15 protein-coding genes are annotated in these 17,412 nt (G+C 66.2%); 10 read left to right on the top strand and 5 right to left on the bottom strand.

Annotated features, from left to right (window positions below; translation table 11 throughout):
- Positions 1-222: 222 nt before the first annotated feature.
- Both OXG30_09715 and OXG30_09710 read left to right on the top strand, forming a co-directional pair.
- The gene (locus OXG30_09715) at positions 223-2,145 is read left to right on the top strand and encodes a hypothetical protein (protein MCY4135172.1); all 1,923 of its coding nucleotides are present in this window, start codon (positions 223-225) and stop codon (positions 2,143-2,145) included.
- Positions 2,146-2,157: 12 nt separating this feature from the next.
- Positions 2,158-4,032, top strand: a complete 1,875-nt coding sequence (locus OXG30_09710) for a TIGR03663 family protein (GenBank protein ID MCY4135171.1) — start codon at positions 2,158-2,160, stop codon at positions 4,030-4,032.
- Between the two features lie 8 nt (positions 4,033-4,040).
- On the opposite strand, the gene OXG30_09705 is transcribed toward OXG30_09710, so the two are convergent.
- Complete coding sequence (locus OXG30_09705) at positions 4,041-4,838, bottom strand: maleylpyruvate isomerase family mycothiol-dependent enzyme (GenBank protein ID MCY4135170.1); 798 nt, start codon at positions 4,836-4,838, stop codon at positions 4,041-4,043.
- Between the two features lie 26 nt (positions 4,839-4,864).
- A complete protein-coding gene (locus OXG30_09700) occupies positions 4,865-5,581 on the bottom strand; it encodes a crotonase/enoyl-CoA hydratase family protein (protein MCY4135169.1) in 717 nt (238 codons plus the stop codon).
- 44 nt (positions 5,582-5,625) lie between these two features.
- On the opposite strand from OXG30_09700, the gene OXG30_09695 reads away from it, so the two are divergent.
- The 7 genes from OXG30_09695 to OXG30_09665 all read left to right on the top strand — a co-directional run bounded on the left by OXG30_09695 (position 5,626) and on the right by OXG30_09665 (position 11,955).
- The gene (locus tag OXG30_09695; GenBank protein MCY4135168.1) at positions 5,626-6,567 is read left to right on the top strand and encodes an ATP-binding cassette domain-containing protein; all 942 of its coding nucleotides are present in this window, start codon (positions 5,626-5,628) and stop codon (positions 6,565-6,567) included.
- Positions 6,564-7,382: an ABC transporter permease gene (locus tag OXG30_09690; protein MCY4135167.1), complete on the top strand. Its 819-nt coding sequence runs from the start codon at positions 6,564-6,566 to the stop codon at positions 7,380-7,382. The genes OXG30_09695 and OXG30_09690 overlap by 4 nt, the downstream gene beginning before the upstream one ends.
- A gap of 124 nt (positions 7,383-7,506) precedes the next feature.
- Positions 7,507-8,130 (top strand): NifU family protein, encoded by a 624-nt coding sequence (locus OXG30_09685; protein ID MCY4135166.1) that lies wholly within the window; start codon positions 7,507-7,509, stop codon positions 8,128-8,130.
- A 65-nt stretch (positions 8,131-8,195) separates the two neighbouring features.
- Positions 8,196-8,321: a hypothetical protein gene (locus OXG30_09680; protein ID MCY4135165.1), complete on the top strand. Its 126-nt coding sequence runs from the start codon at positions 8,196-8,198 to the stop codon at positions 8,319-8,321.
- 91 nt (positions 8,322-8,412) lie between these two features.
- Entirely contained in the window at positions 8,413-8,700 is a 288-nt protein-coding gene (locus OXG30_09675; protein ID MCY4135164.1) for a DUF1778 domain-containing protein, read from the top strand.
- Between the two features lie 115 nt (positions 8,701-8,815).
- On the top strand, positions 8,816-9,220 hold the full coding sequence (locus tag OXG30_09670; GenBank protein ID MCY4135163.1) for a GNAT family N-acetyltransferase: 405 nt from the start codon (positions 8,816-8,818) through the stop codon (positions 9,218-9,220).
- An 86-nt stretch (positions 9,221-9,306) separates the two neighbouring features.
- Positions 9,307-11,955: an ATP-dependent DNA helicase UvrD2 gene (locus tag OXG30_09665; GenBank protein ID MCY4135162.1), complete on the top strand. Its 2,649-nt coding sequence runs from the start codon at positions 9,307-9,309 to the stop codon at positions 11,953-11,955.
- On the opposite strand, the gene dxs is transcribed toward OXG30_09665, so the two are convergent.
- The 3 genes from dxs to OXG30_09650 are packed head-to-tail and all read right to left on the bottom strand — an operon-like array spanning position 11,945 to position 15,627.
- Positions 11,945-13,798 (bottom strand): 1-deoxy-D-xylulose-5-phosphate synthase, encoded by a 1,854-nt coding sequence (dxs, locus tag OXG30_09660; GenBank protein MCY4135161.1) that lies wholly within the window; start codon positions 13,796-13,798, stop codon positions 11,945-11,947. The genes OXG30_09665 and dxs overlap by 11 nt on opposite strands.
- Before the next feature lie 29 nt (positions 13,799-13,827).
- Positions 13,828-14,610, bottom strand: a complete 783-nt coding sequence (locus tag OXG30_09655) for a phosphatase PAP2 family protein (protein ID MCY4135160.1) — start codon at positions 14,608-14,610, stop codon at positions 13,828-13,830.
- Positions 14,611-14,631: 21 nt separating this feature from the next.
- The gene (locus OXG30_09650; protein MCY4135159.1) at positions 14,632-15,627 is read right to left on the bottom strand and encodes a lysylphosphatidylglycerol synthase transmembrane domain-containing protein; all 996 of its coding nucleotides are present in this window, start codon (positions 15,625-15,627) and stop codon (positions 14,632-14,634) included.
- A gap of 122 nt (positions 15,628-15,749) precedes the next feature.
- Between OXG30_09650 and OXG30_09645 the strand changes: the two genes are divergently transcribed.
- A complete protein-coding gene (locus OXG30_09645) occupies positions 15,750-17,384 on the top strand; it encodes an acetolactate synthase (protein MCY4135158.1) in 1,635 nt (544 codons plus the stop codon).
- Positions 17,385-17,412 lie beyond the last annotated feature (28 nt).

Below are 17,412 nucleotides of genomic sequence, written 5' to 3'. Positions count from 1 at the left end.
CCGGTGGCCCGCGGCACCGCCACGGTCACCATCAAAGACAACGACTGAGCCCCGCACAAACCAGAGCCACGGGGGAAGCTCTGCACACAGCTCCTCCATATGGAGCACGCCTCCACGAAAAAGGGGAACCTCGCGGACCCCATCCCTTGGAACCAACCGTCTAAGTGGGGGCACATGGGCGATGCCCACCCATCGGCAACGCACCACTAGGTTCGTGAGCTGATGAAGCTGTGGGTGGCGCTGCTCCTCGCCGACTGTGTACTCGTCGGTGTCGGCCTCACCTACTTGACCGGGCTGGGGCTCCGCATCGAGGAGCGGGTGGCCTATGGCGCGGTGGTCGGGTTCATGGCGGTCACCCTGGTGGGCTATGGCGCAAGCTGGGCCGTCGGAGCGTTGACCGGGCCGGTGGTGATCGGGGCAGCCTTGGTGGCCACCGCGATCTCGGTTGCGGGCTGGCGGACGGGCATCACCCAGATCGGAATTGAGTGCCGCGACTTCCGTCGCCGCCTGATGCGGCCCATCTCCCGCCCGGACAACCCGGCCCCGCTGTTGATTCTCACCGTCCCGGCGTGGGCGCTCACCGTGTGGATTTTGAACCAGGCCTATCTGCCCGACGGGTCCGGCGGCGTGCTGGCCGGGCACCTGTCGTCATGGACCGACTGGCAGGCCCACCTCACCTACGCCTCCTCATTCGCCCATGCCGAGAACTTCCCCCCCGAGCTGCCCACCGCCTTCGGCGTCGACCGGCTGCCGTACCACTTTGGCATCGACTTCTTCGCCGCCATGCTCGACCGTGCTGGCCTGAGCGCCTTCGGCGGGCTGGAAGTGTCGTCGGGCTATCTGGCGTTCGCCTTCGTGCCCACCCTGTATCTGGCAGCGGTGAGGCTGTTCTCCAGCCGGGCCGTCGGGGTGGTCGCCGTGCTGGTGTTTACCCTTTTCGGCGGGCTGGGGTGGCTCCGCTTCTTCCATGATCGGGCCGAGGGCGGCTGGAGCATTATCTGGGACCTGCCCACCGACTACACCCGCCACCACGCGGGCAACATCTTGATGGAGAACGCGGTCACCGGAAACCTCTTCCCCCAGCGGCCGACCTTGGCCGGGTTCTCGCTGCTGCTGATTGCGGTGGTGCTCATGCGCGAGGCCCACAAAACGGGGTCACGCCGGCTTCTTGCCGCCGCGGGGGTGATCGTCGGGCTGATGCCCATATTCCACGTGTACTCCTTTGGGGTGGCGCTGGGCTTGGGCCTGATCTGGGCGGTGCTCGACCGCCGCTGGCAGTGGCTCCTGTTTGCGCTGCCCGCGCTGGTGTTCTCGCTGCCCGCCGCGCTGTGGATCGAGCCTCTGAACACCGAGATCGTGTGGGAGACCTGGGTGGACGGCCCCTGGATGCAGTCTCCCAGTTACTCCGTCGACTCGGATAACCCGCTCACGTTCTGGTGGCGTAACGCCGGGGTCTTCCTGCTTGTGATGCTGGCGGCCCAGCTCTGGAGGGGCACCCTTCCCTCGGCGCTGCTTTGGGGGTCTATCCCGGTGTGGCTGTGGCTCATAGTGCCCAACTTCGTGCGGGTGGCTCCGTCGCATCCCTGGAACAACACCCACTGGTTCGTCCCGGTGATTCTCCTAGGGTCGCTGTTGGTGGCCGCCGTGCTGGTGAGGCTGGCCTCAATCGGATGGCTCGGAGTGGCGGCGGCGGCCGCGCTGTTCTTCACCCTCACCTTCGCGGGAGCACTGGACATCTGGAAGGCGGCCGATCCCGAGGTGAACGTGTGGCCGGTGGTGATTACCTCGGGGGACGGGGTGGCGGCCGGGGAGTGGGCCCGGGACCACACGCCGCCCGACAGCGTGTTTCTGATCGGTTTCGAGCACATTCATCCGGTACCCGCTCTCAGCGGGCGCCAGACGGTGGTGGGGTACGCCGGGTGGATCAACGACCTCGGGGTTACCGACTGGCACAGCCGCCAGCAGCAGGCCCGTACCATGCTGGGCGGCCTAGAGGGCACCGAGGAGCTGTTGGACGCCTATGGGGTGGACTATGTGGTGGTTGGACCGATTGAGCGCCGGGTCGGGGTCAGCGAGCAGTTCTGGGCGGCCCGGGGCACCCCGGCGTTTGCCCAAGGCGAGTACACCGTCTACGAAGTGAACTGAGCCATGCGAGCCATGACCCGAGAGCAAGACGTTCCCCTGGAGGGCTGGAGCCCATTGTCGTTCTGGCGCCGGCGTCCGGAGACGGCGCTGGCCGTGGCCGTGGGGGCGATGGCGGTGGCCGGGCTGGTGCTGCGGTTGGTGGAGCTGGGGGAACGGCCCTTCCACCACGACGAGAGCATCGACGCCTGGTACTCGTGGCGGTTCCTGGAGGGCACCTACGAGGGCTACGACCCGGTGTACCACGGGCCGCTGCGCTTCTATCTGACGGCGGCGGTCTTCTGGGTATTCGGGGAGTCCCACACCACCGCCCGCATGGTGGCCGTCTTGGCCGGGGTCGGGATGATCGTGCTGCCGTGGTTCCTGCGCCGGTCATTGGGTCCGGTGGTGACTTTGTGTACCTCAGCAGTGCTGGCGTTCAGCCCGACCGCCCTGTACATGACCCGGCTGGGCCGGGAAGACTCGCTTACCGCGTTCATCACCCTGGCCATGATGGTGGTGGTGGTCCGCTTCCTGGACCGCCCCCGACTGCTCTTGCCCACGCTGTTCGGGTTCCTGTTGGCCGCCGGATTCGCGGTCAAAGAGACCACGTTCATCGTCGTGTTCATATTCGGAGGATTCCTTTTGGCCCTGGTGGGTGAGCAGGCGGCCCGCCAGGCCTTCTCGGCCGATTCTGAGGTCAATCCCGGGGCCGAGCCCGGCGGGGCCGAGTCCGGCGGGGCGGCCGGGTGGTCTTGGATGCTGCCCATCGGGCTGGTGCCCATGGGCATCGCCTTCGGGGTCAGCGCCTACTACAACGCCGAGGTGTTCGTGACCCTGGGCGTCTACGGGGTGCTTATGGCGATGGTCATTCTCCTGCTGGCCAGCCCCCACGAGATTTGGGAGCTGCCGGTGGTGCGGGCCGCTCGGGGCGTGCCCGGGTGGGGATGGGTGCTGTCCGCCGCCGTCTTCTTGTTCTTCTTCGCCCTGTGGTTCACGGTGTTCTTCACCAATTCAGAGGGCTTCTTAGACGGCTTCACCGAGGGGATCACCTATTGGCGGGGGGAGCAGGACACCAACCGGGGCAGCGAACCGTGGCACTACTACCTGTACACCATCCCGCTGTACGAGTACCTGGTGTGCATCCTGGCGGTGGTCGGCGCGGTCCATGTGTTCCGCAACCCGACCTTCGTGGGCAAGTTCATGGTGTGGACCGCGGTGGCCAGCTGGTTCTCGTACTCCTGGGCCAGCGAGCGATTCCCGTGGTTGGCGCTGCACATCCTGGTGCCGATGGCTTTTCTGGCCGGCTACGGCGTGCAGGTGCTGTGGCAGGCCCGGAAGAAGATGTGGATGCCAGCGGTGTGGGTGGTGCTGGCCGGCCTAGTGGCCACCACGCTGTTCTTCGCGTGGAGGACCAACTATGTGAACCAGCGCGACCCCCGGGAGCTGCTGACCCAGGTCCACACCACCGACGCCTACCTCGACACCGTCGAGCGCATCGAGGCACTGAACGAGTACTCCAAGTCGATCGGTGAAGGCCCGGTGACGGTGGCGATGGACAACGCCATCTCGGTGCCCAACCTGTGGTATTTCCGGGGCTACGAGGGTCTCCGATGGACCGACAGCGCTTCGACGCAGAACGCCTCTGCCGACTTTGTGCTCGCCCTTGCCGGGAGCAACATCGCCGGGATTGCCCCTGATCTGGCCGACCACCAGACCACCCGCATGCCGCTGCGGGATTGGTGGGCCCCCCAGTTCGAGTCGTACCATGACGGATGGTTCTCGGGCTGGGGCAACTGGCTGGTGGACCGGGAGGTGTGGAACGAGGCCACGCTGGGCAGCACCGACTTCGATTTGTCGGTGAGTCCCCGGGCACTCGACCTCGAGGCCCGGATGGGCGCGGCCGAATAGTTAGGCGCTCACGAAACGTAGGCCAGGGCCAGAACTACTCGCTGGCCCAGTTCTTCGTCGCCCGTCAGGATCACCAGGCCGGCGGCCAGGGCTGCGGCGGGGTCGGTGCGACCGCAGCAAAGGGCGTTGTAGGTGTCCACATCGGTTTGCACGGTGACGGTGGGGTTATCGGCCGGGGGCGCAGGCTTGGCCCGGCCGTCGGCCACGGCCACGCCCCGGGGGCCGTCGGCGTCGCCGTCGATGGCGAACACCACCGTGCTGTCGTCGGGCGCGCCGGCCTTCTTGCCCACCACATAGCCCATGTTGCGGGCGTGCCAGTCCAAGCAGTGCTGGACCACCGGGCCGCTCAGGTGGCCGGGGATGCCCAGCGCCCGGCGCATGTCCTGCTCGTGGGCCCAGCAGTCGAACACCCGGATGTGCATGAACGTGCGGTAGGGGGCGTCGCCGATGGGGGTGAAGCCCACCTCGTCCCACTTCTCTGCGGGCATGGTGCGCAGCATCTCCAGGCGACGGGTGCAGATGTCGTTCATCTCGGCCAGCACCTCGGCGCCGGGCCGGGACCGGCGAGGGGCGATTTGGCCCTCGTTGAAGGCGGCGATGCCCTCGAGCCCGCCGTCGGTGGCGGGGGGCTCGGGGCTCTCTCCGGCCAGCATCCGCTCTAGGCCGACGATGTGGCTCACCTGATCGCGCACCGACCAGCCGGGGCACTCGGTGGGCGTGTCCCACTGCTCATCGCTCAAATCGGAACCGAGGTGGGCGATGGAGTCCCAGACCGCCTCGAGCAATTCGACTATTGGATCGTTCATGCTTGCTGTCCTCCTGTTGTCGTTCGTCAAGTCAACCCGACGGTGAACGACCGGGTGTCGTGGTCGAGCATCTCCCGAATCGATTGGACCACCGGCCCCCGGATCACGCGCCGGGTGCCGGCGAAGGCTTTGAGAGAGAGTCCCTCGGCCAGGCCGGCGGCCTCGGCCACCGCAGCCTCCTCCAGGTCATCTTCGGCAACCACCCAGTCCAGAAAGCCCACGTCGGTGGCATCTTGGGGAGAGTAGAGCCGGGCCAGCAAAACCGAGGAATGGACGTGGCGAGGCGACAGTCGGTCGCGGGCCAGCGCGACCACTGAGTTGGGCAGCACCATCCCGATGGCGGTTTCGTTGAGCCCGATCTTGGTATTCAGGTCGGCGCCGATGCGCACGTCGCAGCACATCAGCCAGATGGCCCCCGCGGCGAAGGCGTGCCCGGTGCAGGCCGCCACCACGGGGAGGGGGAACTCGTAGAGCCGCACGAACAGGTCCATGCCGGCTCGGAACAGGTCTCTGGCCGCCTCGGGGCCCGACTGCATCACCTTCAGGTCGAAGCCGGCGGTGAACTTGCCGGGCCGGCCCGCCATCACCACTGCCTTGGCCTCGCTCTCTGCCCGGTCCAGCGATTCGTGGAGGGCGGCGATCACCTCGTGGGTCAAAACGTTCACTTTGCCGTCGTCTAAACCGACCACGGCCACGTCGCCGTTCAGCTCGTAGCTGACCGAAGCACAGGTTGAATCGGACATGGGCGATGAGAATATCGCGAAGGTGGTCGGTAGCATCATCAACTGTGCCAGCGGCCATTTCTGCCCGGGAACTACGCCGGACCTACGGCGAGGTGGTAGCGGTGGACTCGCTCGACCTCGAGGTGGCTGCGGGGGAGATCTACGGGTTTCTGGGGCCCAACGGCGCGGGCAAATCTACCGTGGTCCGGATGCTGTGTACGCTGGCGTCGATGACCGCGGGGTCGGCCTCAGTGGCCGGCCACGACGTGGCCACCCAGGGCGACCAGGTGCGCCTGAGCATCGGGGTGGCCCTCCAGGATGCCGCCCTCGATGGCAAGCTCACCGGCCGGGAGACGCTGTCCCTGCAAGGCCGCTACTACGGGCTGGAGCGGGGCGCCATCGCCACTCGCATCGAGGAACTGGCCCCCCTGTTGGAGATGGACGCCATCGACCGGCGGGTGTCCACCTATTCGGGGGGCATGAAGCGCCGCTTGGACCTGGCCGCGGCGCTGATGCACAACCCCGAGGTGCTGTTCTTGGATGAGCCCACCACCGGCCTCGACCCCATCAGCCGGGCGGTGGTGTGGGAGCAGATTCGGCGCTTGAACCGCGATCTGGGCATGACCATCTTCCTAACCACTCAATACCTAGAGGAGGCCGATGCGCTCACCCACCGAGTGGGCATCTTGAACGAGGGCCTTCTCGTGGCCGAGGGGACGCCTGATGGGCTCAAGCGCACGGTGGGCTCCGACGTGGTGGTGGCCCGGGTGGCCGGCGACCCCGAGGCAGCCGCTGCGGCCATCGCCCAAGTGCCGGGGATCAGCCATATCGAGGTGTACGCCAACGAGGTGAGCGCGGCCACCGGCGACGGGGCATCGGTGGTCAGTCCGGTGGCAGTTGCTTTGTCGGCTGCCGGGGTGGAGGTGAGCGATCTGTCGATTCACCCCACCACCCTCGACGATGTGTTTCTGGAGCTCACTGGGGCCCGAATCGAGGTGGAGGAATGAGCGGGGCTGTCCACACCGCCCCGCCCACCGTCGAAGTGGTGCGAGCCCGACCGTCGGGGTTCTTTGGCGACGTGACCTCGGTGGCCAGCCGGGCGCTGCGGCTCTTGCCCCGTGACCTGGAGGCGATCATCCCCGCCATGTTGATCCCTTTGTTCTTTCTGATGGTCACCATCGGGGCCATTCAGAACCTGGCCGGCGACGTGGTCTCAAACATCGATTACAAGGCCTTCCAGCTGCCGGTGGCCATCATGACCGCGGTGACCGGCATGTCTCGGGCCAATGCCCTGGTGATTGACATCTCCGAGGGCTATTTCGACCGGCTGCTGATGACCCCGGTTAACCGCTATGCCCTGCTGTTGGGGCTGATGGTGGCCGATTTCACCCTGTTTGTGGTGATGGCGGTGCCGGTGATCGCCTTGGGCTTCGCCATAGGGGTGAGTTTCGGTGCCACCGGGGTGTTGGGCCTGATTGTGTTCGTGCTGTTCGGGGCGCTGTGGGGGCTGGCCTTCACCGGCTTCCCCTACGCCATCGCGCTGCGCACTGGGAACCCGGGCGCGGTCAACTCCAGCTTTCTGCTGTTCTTCCCGTTCATGTTCCTGACCACCGCCTGGGTGAGCCGGGAGGTGATGACCGACTGGCTGGCCGCCATCACCTGGTTCAATCCCATGACCTATGCCCTGGAGGGGATGCGCTCGTTGTTCTCCGGCTGGGACGGCTGGGCGCTCGGGCGGGCACTTCTGTCCATTGGCGTGGTAGGGCTTTTGGCCCAGTCGCTGGCCTTCCGGTCGCTGCGAGGCCGCATCCGCCGCGGCTGATACGAGAGGAAACCCCCATCTATCGAGCAGCGGTGTGAGTTTGGGCTGCTGGTGCTCGACTTGAGAGAGGAAACCGGCCTGCGGGCCGTGGTGTCGAGGGGCTGGCTCGGATAGCATTTTCTTTGTGAGCGAAACCATGGAAGCCCAACTGTTCGAAGTCACCGAAGCAGCCATTGACAAGGTGCTCGACATCCGGTCCAACGAGGATGATCCCGAAGCCCTCGGCCTGCGAATCGAGATCACCGGGGTCAGCGGTGCCGATTACACCTACGACCTGGCGTTTGAGGAGGTGGCCAATTGCGCCGAGGGCCACCGCCACATCATCACCGGGGGCCTCACGGTGATGATCCCCGATGAGTCGGTGGAGAATCTGACCGGCGCCACCCTGGACCTGCCCAACAATCCCATGCAGGGCGGGCTGGTCATCCGCAACCCCAACAAGCCCGATCTTCTGGCCGGGGCTGATCTAGAACTCTCCGGAACCATCCCTGAGCAGCTTCAGCAGCTGCTCGACCAGCACATCAATCCCTCGCTGGCCTCCCATGGCGGGTTCGCCAACTTGTTGGGCGTGGAGGGGCACACCGCCTACATCACCATGGGCGGCGGCTGCCAGGGATGCGCCATGAGCGCGGCCACCCTCCGGGAGGGCATCACCGTGATGATCACCGAGGCCATCCCCGAGATCACCGACGTGGTGGACGCCACCGATCACGAAGCGGGCGACAACCCCTATTTCGCCCGGACCTGAGTTCTTTTCTCATTTGAAGATTCTGACCGCTAGGTACTGTCAGCGCGGGCTGGCAGAATGGCCCCATGTTTGATCTGTTGATTCGCCAGGGCACGGTTGTCGACGGGACCGGGGCCGCGCCCACGGTGGCCGATGTGGCGGTGTCGGACGGACGAGTGGCCGCCCCGGTACCCTCCTCCGCCGCTGAATAACTGGCTGACGGTGGGATATTGACTATTGCAATTGCCGTATTCTTGCCGTACATTAGCCGTACAGTTTTTATTCGATGGTTAGGAGCTGACAGTGGTAGCTGACGTACGTCCTCGGCGCAGTGTGCGGATTGAGGTTCGAATGACGCCAGCCGACCGGGCGCTGATCGATCGGGCAGTGAGAGCGAATGGCAGCCATCTCACAGAGTTTGTCGTAACCCATTTGAAGATTGCCGCCCGCCGAGTGCTAGCCGATCGCAACGAGTTCACGCTCAGTGCAGAAGCAGCGGAGGAGTGGGAGAAGATCAATGATCGCCCTGCTCAAGATCTCCCCGGACTGCGAGCGCTGATGGCCCGGCCGTCGCCTTTCATTGCCGAATAGTCCGCCCTACCTACTGCCGGCGCCCCTCAAGGCTGAGCATCAGCTTGAGAGTTTCGAGTGCCGCTCGGATGAGCAAACCGAATGGCTGCGGCGTCATGCCCGCCAGTCGATGTCGATGGGCACCACCAAGGTGCTTGTAGTCACCCAGCCGGGACAGGCTGAAGTGGTTGCGTACTACGGCTGGTGCATGGCCCAGATCAATTTTGAGGATGCGCCTGTTCGGTTGCGAAAGGGTGCTGGCCGCTACCCACAACCAGTCGCGTTGTTGGCCCGTCTTGGTGTTAGCACCGCCCACGAAGGCCGAGGAATCGGAGATGGCTTACTCCAGGACGTACTCGCCCGCACCCTGGCATTGGGGGACGAGATCGGGTGCCGGGTCCTGTTGGTTCATGCCGAGAGCTCGGAAGCACGGGACTTCTACTACCACTTGATCCCCGAGTTCGAATCCTCACCCACCGACGATTTGCATCTCCTCTTGCTGATGAAGTCAATCCGGAAAACCCTGGTCGGGTTGGAATGAGGGGGCCAGCAGCATTCGGCAGGAGTGTGCTGATTGGGGTGGGGCAGGCAGTACCTCGGGAGTGGGGGGATTGCCGGCGGCTTTCGGTGCGGACCGACGGATTCGATCCCGAGGTAGGCCGGGAGCTCAGGCGGGCTTGGGTGGAACGCACCCCGCTGGTGATCGAACTGGACGGGGAGCTGCCCCCGGCCGAGCCGGTGATGCATGCCCCGTGGTGGGAGCTCAAGCCGGGTTTGACCATGCCCGATGAGGTGCTCCGTCACCTGCTGCTCTCCAACACCGTGGATTGCCGCGACCTTGAGAGGCCCCGGTTCGAGCCAAGCGAGCGGGCATTGGTCTTGGGGGCCAGACGGGTGGAGCCCCACGAGTTCGGAGATGTGGTGACCGATGCCGGACCGGCGTGGTGCGACGGCGGCCCGTTCAATGTGTTCGTTTCTGAGGCGCTCGGTGCCGGGGTGGTTCCGGCTGCGAATCTGTCGGTTGGCAGTCTGGTCGCGCTGAATGCCGCCTCTCCCCAGGCCGATCTAGCCGACGATCAGCGCACCGCGGTCGGCCATCTGGGCGGGGCGGCCAGCATCGTGGCCCCGGCCGGGTCGGGCAAAACCCGAGTGCTCACCGAGCGAGCTCGTTACCTGGTGCGCGACCTGGGTGTCGATCCTCGGGCGGTGTGTCTGGTGGCGTTCAATGTGCGGGCCCGAGCCGAGATGCAGGAGCGCACCGCTGATTTGCCGGGCCTGGAAGTACGAACCCTGAATAGTCTGGCGCTGGCCATCTGCAATGGCACCGGGCCATTTGCCCGCCCCCGGGATCGCGGTCGGGTGGAGGTGGTGGACGAACGGGAGGTGCGGGACCTGCTCGAGGGCATGGTGCCCCGCAAGCGTCGAGCCATGACCGACCAACTTGCCCCCTGGATCGAGGCGCTGGGTGCGTCACGGCTGGGCTTGCGGGACCCCGCCGAAGTGGAGCGCGACTTCCATCCCGACGTGCCCGACTTCTCGGTGATCGCCCCCCAGTACGTCGATCTGCTCGACGATCGCGGCCTGGTGGACTTCGACCAGCAGATCATTCGATCCATCGACATCTTGCTGTGCGACCCTGCGGCCCGAGCCGCCGCTCGCCGCACTTGCGGCATCTTGCTGGTGGACGAGTTCCAAGACCTCACTCCGGCCCATCTGTTGCTGGTGCGGCTGCTGGCCGGACCGCGGGCCGATGTGTTCGGCGTGGGCGACGACGACCAGACCATCTACGGCTATTCCGGTGCCTCCCCGGAGTGGCTCATCGATTACCACAAGCACTTCCCCGGAGCGCAGCGCCACGAACTGCACGTCAACTACCGCTGCCCTCCCGAGGTGGTGGACGCCGCCTCGAACCTTCTCAGCCACAACCGCCGTCGCATCGACAAGCAGATCACCGCCGCTCCCACGCGGCTTCGTTCTGACGATGACGGCATGGGTGCGACGGTCAACGTCAAGTCGGCCTCCGACGGTGCGCCGGAGCTGCGCCGGATCATGGAGTCGCTGCTCGACCACGGTGCCCAGCCCTCTGAGATCGCGGTACTGACCAGGGTGAACAGCACTTTGCTGGTACCCCAGATCGTTCTGGGCGACATGGGGGTGCCTTCCAATCAGCCGGTGGGCCGCGGGTTCTTGGAACGCACCGGGGTGGCCGCGGCACTGGCCTGGCTCGACATCGCCACCGCCCCCGAGCGCGGCCTGCCGTCTCGAGCACTGTCGGATGCAGCTCGTCGCCCGCCCCGGGGCATCTCACCCCGGGTGATCGAGTGGATCGCCGAGCAGCAGAGCACCTCGCAGATCAAGGCCCTGGCCGGCCGGATCAAAGACGAGCGATCATCCAAGAAAGTGGGTGAGTTTGCCGACGACGTGGAGATGCTGCGGACCAAGGCCAAGCAGGCCGATGGCGGCATCACCACCCGGTCGCTGTTGGAGACGGTGCGCGACGAGATGGGCTTGGGCGGCAGCCTGGATTCACGACTGGACGCGTCCCGTCGCTCGGTAGATCGGTCGGCCCACGGGGACGACCTTCGGGCTCTCATCTCGGTGGCCCATCTGCATCCCGATCCGGCCGATTTCCGGCAGTGGCTGGCCAACCGCCTGTCGGACGGATTCGAGGGCGAAGGCAGCGCCTCCGGTGTCCAGTTGGCCACCGTCCACCGGGTGAAGGGTCGGGAATGGCCCCATGTGATCGTCTACGAGGCGTCGAAAGGGCTGATGCCCCACCGTCTGGCCGGCGACCTCGAAGAGGAGCGACGGGTGTTCCATGTGGCCATCACCCGGTGTTCGCAGTCGGTGACCCTCATCTGCGGCAACCCGCCCACCGACTTTCGAAGCGAGCTGACAACCCGCTACCAGCCCCCACCCGAATCCGACTCCCCGACCACTGAAGGCCTGCTGACACCCCCGGTCGTGGTCGCCCCAATGTCATCGCAGAGGGCAACCACCGCAGCCAAGCCGGCGAAACGCCCCAAGCCCCAGCCGCCAACCGATCCCTTGGGCGCAGCCGCGTTCGAGGCCCTGAAGGCCTGGCGCTTGGAGCGCAGCCGGGCCGACAACGTGCCTGCCTACATCGTGTTCTCCGACGCCACCCTCGTCGAGCTGGCCACCCACCGCCCCACCACTGATCAGGAACTCCTGGCCATCCCCGGCGTCGGCCCGGCCAAGCTGGCCGCCTACGGCGAGGGGGTCAAAGAAGTTCTCGGACGGTTCACTAGACCTTGACCGCGAGCGCTTCTCGGGCGGTGCTGGCGATGCCGGCGGGGTCGAGGCCGCAGTCGGCGAGTATCTGGTCGGGCACGCCCTGGGGGATGTACTCGTTGGGCACACCCAGCACCCGGATGGTCGGCACCGGGCCGCCGCGCTCGGCAAGGAGCAGGCGCTCGGCCACGCAGCTGCCGGCGCCGCCCTCCCGCCAGCCGTCCTCCATGGTCACCACCACTCGATGTCCGGCCGCGTGGGCCAGCATGTCCTCATCCAGGGGCTTGACACAGCGGACGTCCCATACGGAGGTCGAAATGCCATCGGCTTCCAAGAGTTCGGCGGCTTCTTGCGCGTTGGCCAGCATCTTGCCCACTGCCAGCAGGCAAACGTCGGAGCCTTCCTTCACCTTGCGGCCCTTGAGTCCGTGGCCCACCTCGTCCTCAGGTACTGAAGGAGCAGCCGTCTTGGACCACCGCAGGGCCACCGGGCCGGTAGTGATCTCCAAGGCGTCGTGCAGCATCTGCTGGATCTCCTGATATGACGACGGCGCCAGCACGGTCATGCCGGGAATCTTGGTGAGCAGCACCATGTCGAGCACGCCGTGGTGCGACGGCCCATCGTCGCCGGTGATGCCCGCCCGGTCGAGGCAGAACACGACCGGCTGGCCGTGCAATCCCACATCGAGGTTCACCTGGTCTATGGCCCGGGTCAAGAACGTGGAGTAGATGGCCACCACTGGGCGCAGCCCGCCCATGGCCATGCCTGCCGCCGCGGTCACCGCGTGCTGCTCGGCGATGCCGACATCGAAGCACCGTTCGGGGAACCGCTCGGCGAACGGCAACAGCCCGGTGGAATCCGGCATGGCTGCGGTGATGGCCACCATCTCGGGTCGAGCCTCGGCCTCTTTGATCATCGCCTCGGTGAAGGCCTCGGTGTAGCTCCCCGGCTTGGCCTTCGACATGTCGTGCATGTTCTTGATCGGGTCGTTCTCGGCCGGCGCGTACCCCCGGCCCTTCTGGGTGAGCACATGAACAATGCAGGGGCCCTCCAAATGGGAGACTCGGCTGAACACCCGCTCGAGCTTGCCCAGGTCGTGGCCGTCGAATGGGCCGAAGTAGTTGATGCCCAGCTCATCGAAGAACGTGCGGGGCTCCACCATCTCCCGCACCGCCGCCTTGGCGGCCCCCACGGTCCGGCCGGCCAAATCGCCCACCCAAGGGATGTTCTGAAGAACCTTGCGAACCTGGTTGTCGGTGCGAACATAGCGGGGGTCCATCCGCACCCGAAGCAGGCTCTCCGACAGCCGGGAGATGGTGGGGGCGTAGGAGCGGCCGTTGTCGTTGAGCACGATGGTCACGTTGCAGCCGGAGTGTCCGATGTTGTTGAGCCCCTCGAAGGCGACGCCCCCGGTGAGCGAGCCGTCTCCTACCACCGCGATGACTCGGCGCTGCTCGCCGCCGGCGGTTTCTTGGGCCGTGGCCAGGCCGTGGGCATAGCTCAGCACGGTGGAGGCGTGGCTGTTCTCGATCCAGTCGTGGGGGGACTCCTCCCGGCTCGGATATCCCGACAGGCCACCGGGCTTGCGCAGTGTCTCGAACTGGTCGGTCCGCCCGGTCAGCATCTTGTGTACGTAGGCCTGGTGACCGGTGTCCCACAGGATGATGTCGCGGGGCGAGTCGAACACAAGGTGAAGGGCCAGTGTCAGCTCCACCACACCCAGGTTGGAGCCCAGGTGGCCTCCATTGGTGTTGACCGTCTCGACGATCAATTCGCGGATCTCCTCGGCCAGCTCGGTCAGTTCCTCATCACCCAGGCGGCGCAGATCAGCCGGACAGGTGATTTTCTGAAGATGGTTGGTGTCCACGTCCCTCCCATCGGATTGGGAGTTTCAGGTTACTCGCGTTCCCGCCACGCGTGGTAGCCCCGTGCCGCCGCCCAGCCCACACCCAGCGCGCCCAGCCCGCCCACCGCGTCGATCCAATAGTGGTTGGCGGTTACCACAATGGCGAACAGCGTGAGCCAGGGATAGGCAGTGATGGCCCATTTGGCCACCGGGTGTACCAAGTGCTTGCGCAGGGCCAGAAAACACCACATGGCCCAGGCGAAATGCAGGCTGGGCATGGCGGCGTACTGGTTGGAGAGTGTTTCGGCTGCCCCTTCGGTGAACGACCACAGCCCGCCCATCTCGTGAACGGTGTCGACATAGCCGGTTTCGGGGAGGTCGCCGCCATAGCGTTCGCCCACCGAAAGCAAGCGAGGGGGCATCAGCGGGAACAGCGCGAATCCCACCAGAGCCGACCCGGTGGTCAACAGCCCGGTGGTACGCCAGAGCCGGTAGTGCCGGGGGAAGCGCCAGTAGAGCCAGATGAGGGTGAAGGCGGTCACCGCGAAATGGAAGAGCCCGTAGAACAGGTTCCAGAACTGGATAAACGATACCCACCCGATGAACAGGTCTTGGAGGTCGCGCTCGAAGTACAGCCCGATGCTGCGCTCCCAGTCGATCACCAGCTCAGCGTTGGCCTGCGCCTCGGCCGGCCCCACCGCCGCGGAGCCGAATTGGTTGCGAACCCAGGAGTAGATGCCGTAGAAGGCGCCGATGACGGCCAGCTCCAGATACCAGCGGGGCCGGGTGCGGCTCTTGGATGCGGTGCCCGGTTTGAGGGCGGACAGCGCCATCGTTACAAGAGCCGCCTGCGGTCAGTGCTCATGGCGGGAGCGCGAGGCCCGTTGCCAGTATTGGCCGCCGAACACCAGCGCCGGCAGCCCGACCAGGCTGCCGGCCACGGTGAGGAAATACAGCAGCAGTCCCATGGCGATGGCCCGCTCGTCGATCACGCCCAAGTCGTGGAGGAAGAGAACCAACGCACCCTCTCGCAAGCCGAGCCCTCCCAGCCCGATGGGCAGCACCTGGATGATAAGCACTGCGGGGATGAACGTCATCAGCTCAGTGGGTCCCAGGACGTCGATCCCCACTGCCTTGGCTGCGCACCCCGCGGCAGCCAGCATCACCGCCTGGTAGGCGAAGGCGGTTATCAGCACTCGGCCGGTGTCGCGGGGCTTGGCCCGCAGCTCGTCGATGCCCATGTGCAGTCCGTTGACAAATCGGACCCAGCCGTTGCGTCGGCTGACCAGGCGGCCGAACCGCTGATTGCCCACCAGCATCAGGATCAGACCCAGAGCCAGCAGGGTGAGACCGGCGGTGCTGGCCGCTACCCGGGTGGGGGCGCCCAGTCCCCGCAGCTCTTCATCCAGTGCTAAGCCCAGGAGGGTGATTACAGGCAGCACGATCCAGCCGCTGAGCCGCTCCAACAGCACCGAGGCGAAGCTGTGAGGCCCGTCTCCGGTGTCGTTGGAGAGACGAGACATCCTGAGCACGTCGCCGCCCACGGTGGTGGGCACGAAGTTGGAGATGAACATGCCCGCCATGTAGTGGGAGAACATCCGTCGTGGTTTTACCTTGAGCCCAAGCGCAACGGCCACCTCATACCACCGGGCGGTGGCCACCATGTTGCCGACCACAGTGAGTCCGAGCGCGCCGGCCAGCCAGAACGGGGTGGCCGAATTGAAGCCGGGCCACAGCTCGTCGGCGTCGAACGACGGCAGCAACCGGATCAACAAGAAGAACAGGGCCACACTGACGCCCACCCTGAGCACGATGCTGAGCACCCGGCGGATGGTGTGCTTCTCAGTCAAGCCCGGACTCACTGACGTGTAGGTGTGACTCCGGGCACGCGCAACCGATTGAAGCGGCCATCGGGGTCATTCAGTCAAGGCTATTGCCCCAACCTCTCCCTGTGGATATTACGGTGAGGCGAATGTCGGCGAATCAGGTTACCGGTCATGGGGGCGATCAGGTGCTGGCCGCGCTGGCTCCCTTTGGGGTGAAGGAGCTGTTCACCCTGTCGGGAGGCCACATCTTCCCGCTGTATGACGCGGCGGTGAAGCAGGGCGATGTGGTGCTCTACGACGTGCGCCATGAGCAAACCGCGGTGTTCGCGGCCGAGGCGCTGGCCAAGCTGACCCGCCGACCGGGGGTGGCCGCGGTCACCGCTGGTCCCGGGGTGACCAACTCAGTGAGCGCGGTGACCACCGCATGGCTCAATGGCGCGCCGTTGGTGGTGCTGGGCGGTCGGGCCCCGGAGGCCCGCTGGGGTTCGGGCTCGCTCCAGGAACTCGACCACGTTCCCATCTTGGCTCCGGTCACCAAGCGCTCGCTCACCGCGGGGGGCGGCGACGATCTGGCTGCCGCCACCTACCGGGCTGTGCAGGCCGCTATGACCCCCCACCGGGGCCCGGTGTTCGTGGACTATCCCATGGACGTGCTGTTCTCCGAAGGGTCGGGCACCGTTCCCGACGATCCCATGCCCGCAGGCGAGGCCCCTGATCCCGATGGGGTGGCCAAGGTGGCCGCCATGGTGGCCGCCGCCCGCTGCCCGGCCTTGCTGGTGGGCACCGACGTGTATTGGGACGGCGCATGGAACTCGCTGCGGGCTTGGGTGGAGGCCCAGCGGCTGCCGGCCTTCGCCAACGGCCTGGGCCGGGGATGCCTGCCGGCCGACCATGAGCTGTTCTTCAGCCGCACTCGGCGAATGCTGCGCTCCGATGCCGACCTGGTGATCGTGGCCGGCACCCCGCTCGATTTTCGCCTCTCGTTTGGGCGATTCGGCGATGCCCAGGTGGTACACCTGACTGATAGCGCCGAGTCGGTGTCGGCCCATGCGCCGACTGCGGTAACGGTGTCGGGAGACTTGGTCCAGATGATGGCCGCGCTGGCCGACGGCCCCGCCCCGGCCCACCCTTCTGAGCGCGACCAGTGGGTGGCCAAATTGCGCGACGCAGAGGATGCGGCCCGAGCCAGTGAGGAAGACCTGCTGGCCACCGCCGCCGATCCGATCCTGCCCACCCGGGTGTACGGGGAGCTGCGCCAGGTGCTCGACCGGGATGCGGTGGTGATCGGCGACGGCGGCGACTTCGTGTCCTACGCCGGTCGGTTTGTCGACTCCTACCTGCCGGGCCACTGGCTGGACCCTGGCCCCTACGGCTGTTTGGGCACCGGTCTGGGCTATGCCATGGCCGCCCGGGTGGCCCACCCCGACCGCCAGGTGGTGCTGATGCTGGGCGATGGAGCGGCCGGGTTCTCGCTGATGGACGCCGACTCGCTTGTGCGCCACAACCTGCCGGTGGCCATCGTGGTGGGCAACAACGGCTGCTGGGGCCTGGAGAAGCACCCCATGCGCCAGATGTACGGCTACGACGTGGCCGCCGATCTCCAAGAGGGGTGCCGCTACGACCAGGTGGTGGCCGCTCTGGGCGGTGCCGGAGAGACGGTGGATCGCCCCGACGAAATCGCCCCCGCCCTCAAGCGAGCCCTCGGCGCTGGCGTGCCCTATGTGGTCAACGTGATCTGCGACCCCGAGCACGCCTACCCCCGCCGCTCCAACTTGGGCTGAGATCTTGGCGAAGCCCTGTTCTCAGTTT

Source organism: bacterium (assembly GCA_026708015.1).
Taxonomy (GTDB): domain Bacteria; phylum Actinomycetota; class Acidimicrobiia; order Acidimicrobiales; family Bin134; genus Poriferisocius.
The sequence above is the reverse complement of the archived record's forward strand: the minus strand, read 5'-3'. Positions and strand labels throughout refer to the sequence as shown.

Coding starts and splice junctions, on each gene's coding strand:
- OXG30_09715 (MCY4135172.1), top strand. CDS start 223: ATGAAGCTGTGGGTGGCGCTGCTCCTCGCCGACTGTGTACTCGTCGGT.
- OXG30_09710 (MCY4135171.1), top strand. CDS start 2,158: ATGACCCGAGAGCAAGACGTTCCCCTGGAGGGCTGGAGCCCATTGTCG.
- OXG30_09705 (MCY4135170.1), bottom strand. CDS start 4,838: ATGAACGATCCAATAGTCGAATTGCTCGAGGCGGTCTGGGACTCCATC.
- OXG30_09700 (MCY4135169.1), bottom strand. CDS start 5,581: ATGTCCGATTCAACCTGTGCTTCGGTCAGCTACGAGCTGAACGGCGAC.
- OXG30_09690 (MCY4135167.1), top strand. CDS start 6,564: ATGAGCGGGGCTGTCCACACCGCCCCGCCCACCGTCGAAGTGGTGCGA.
- OXG30_09680 (MCY4135165.1), top strand. CDS start 8,196: ATGTTTGATCTGTTGATTCGCCAGGGCACGGTTGTCGACGGGACCGGG.
- OXG30_09670 (MCY4135163.1), top strand. CDS start 8,816: ATGGGCACCACCAAGGTGCTTGTAGTCACCCAGCCGGGACAGGCTGAA.
- OXG30_09655 (MCY4135160.1), bottom strand. CDS start 14,610: ATGGCGCTGTCCGCCCTCAAACCGGGCACCGCATCCAAGAGCCGCACC.
- OXG30_09645 (MCY4135158.1), top strand. CDS start 15,750: ATGTCGGCGAATCAGGTTACCGGTCATGGGGGCGATCAGGTGCTGGCC.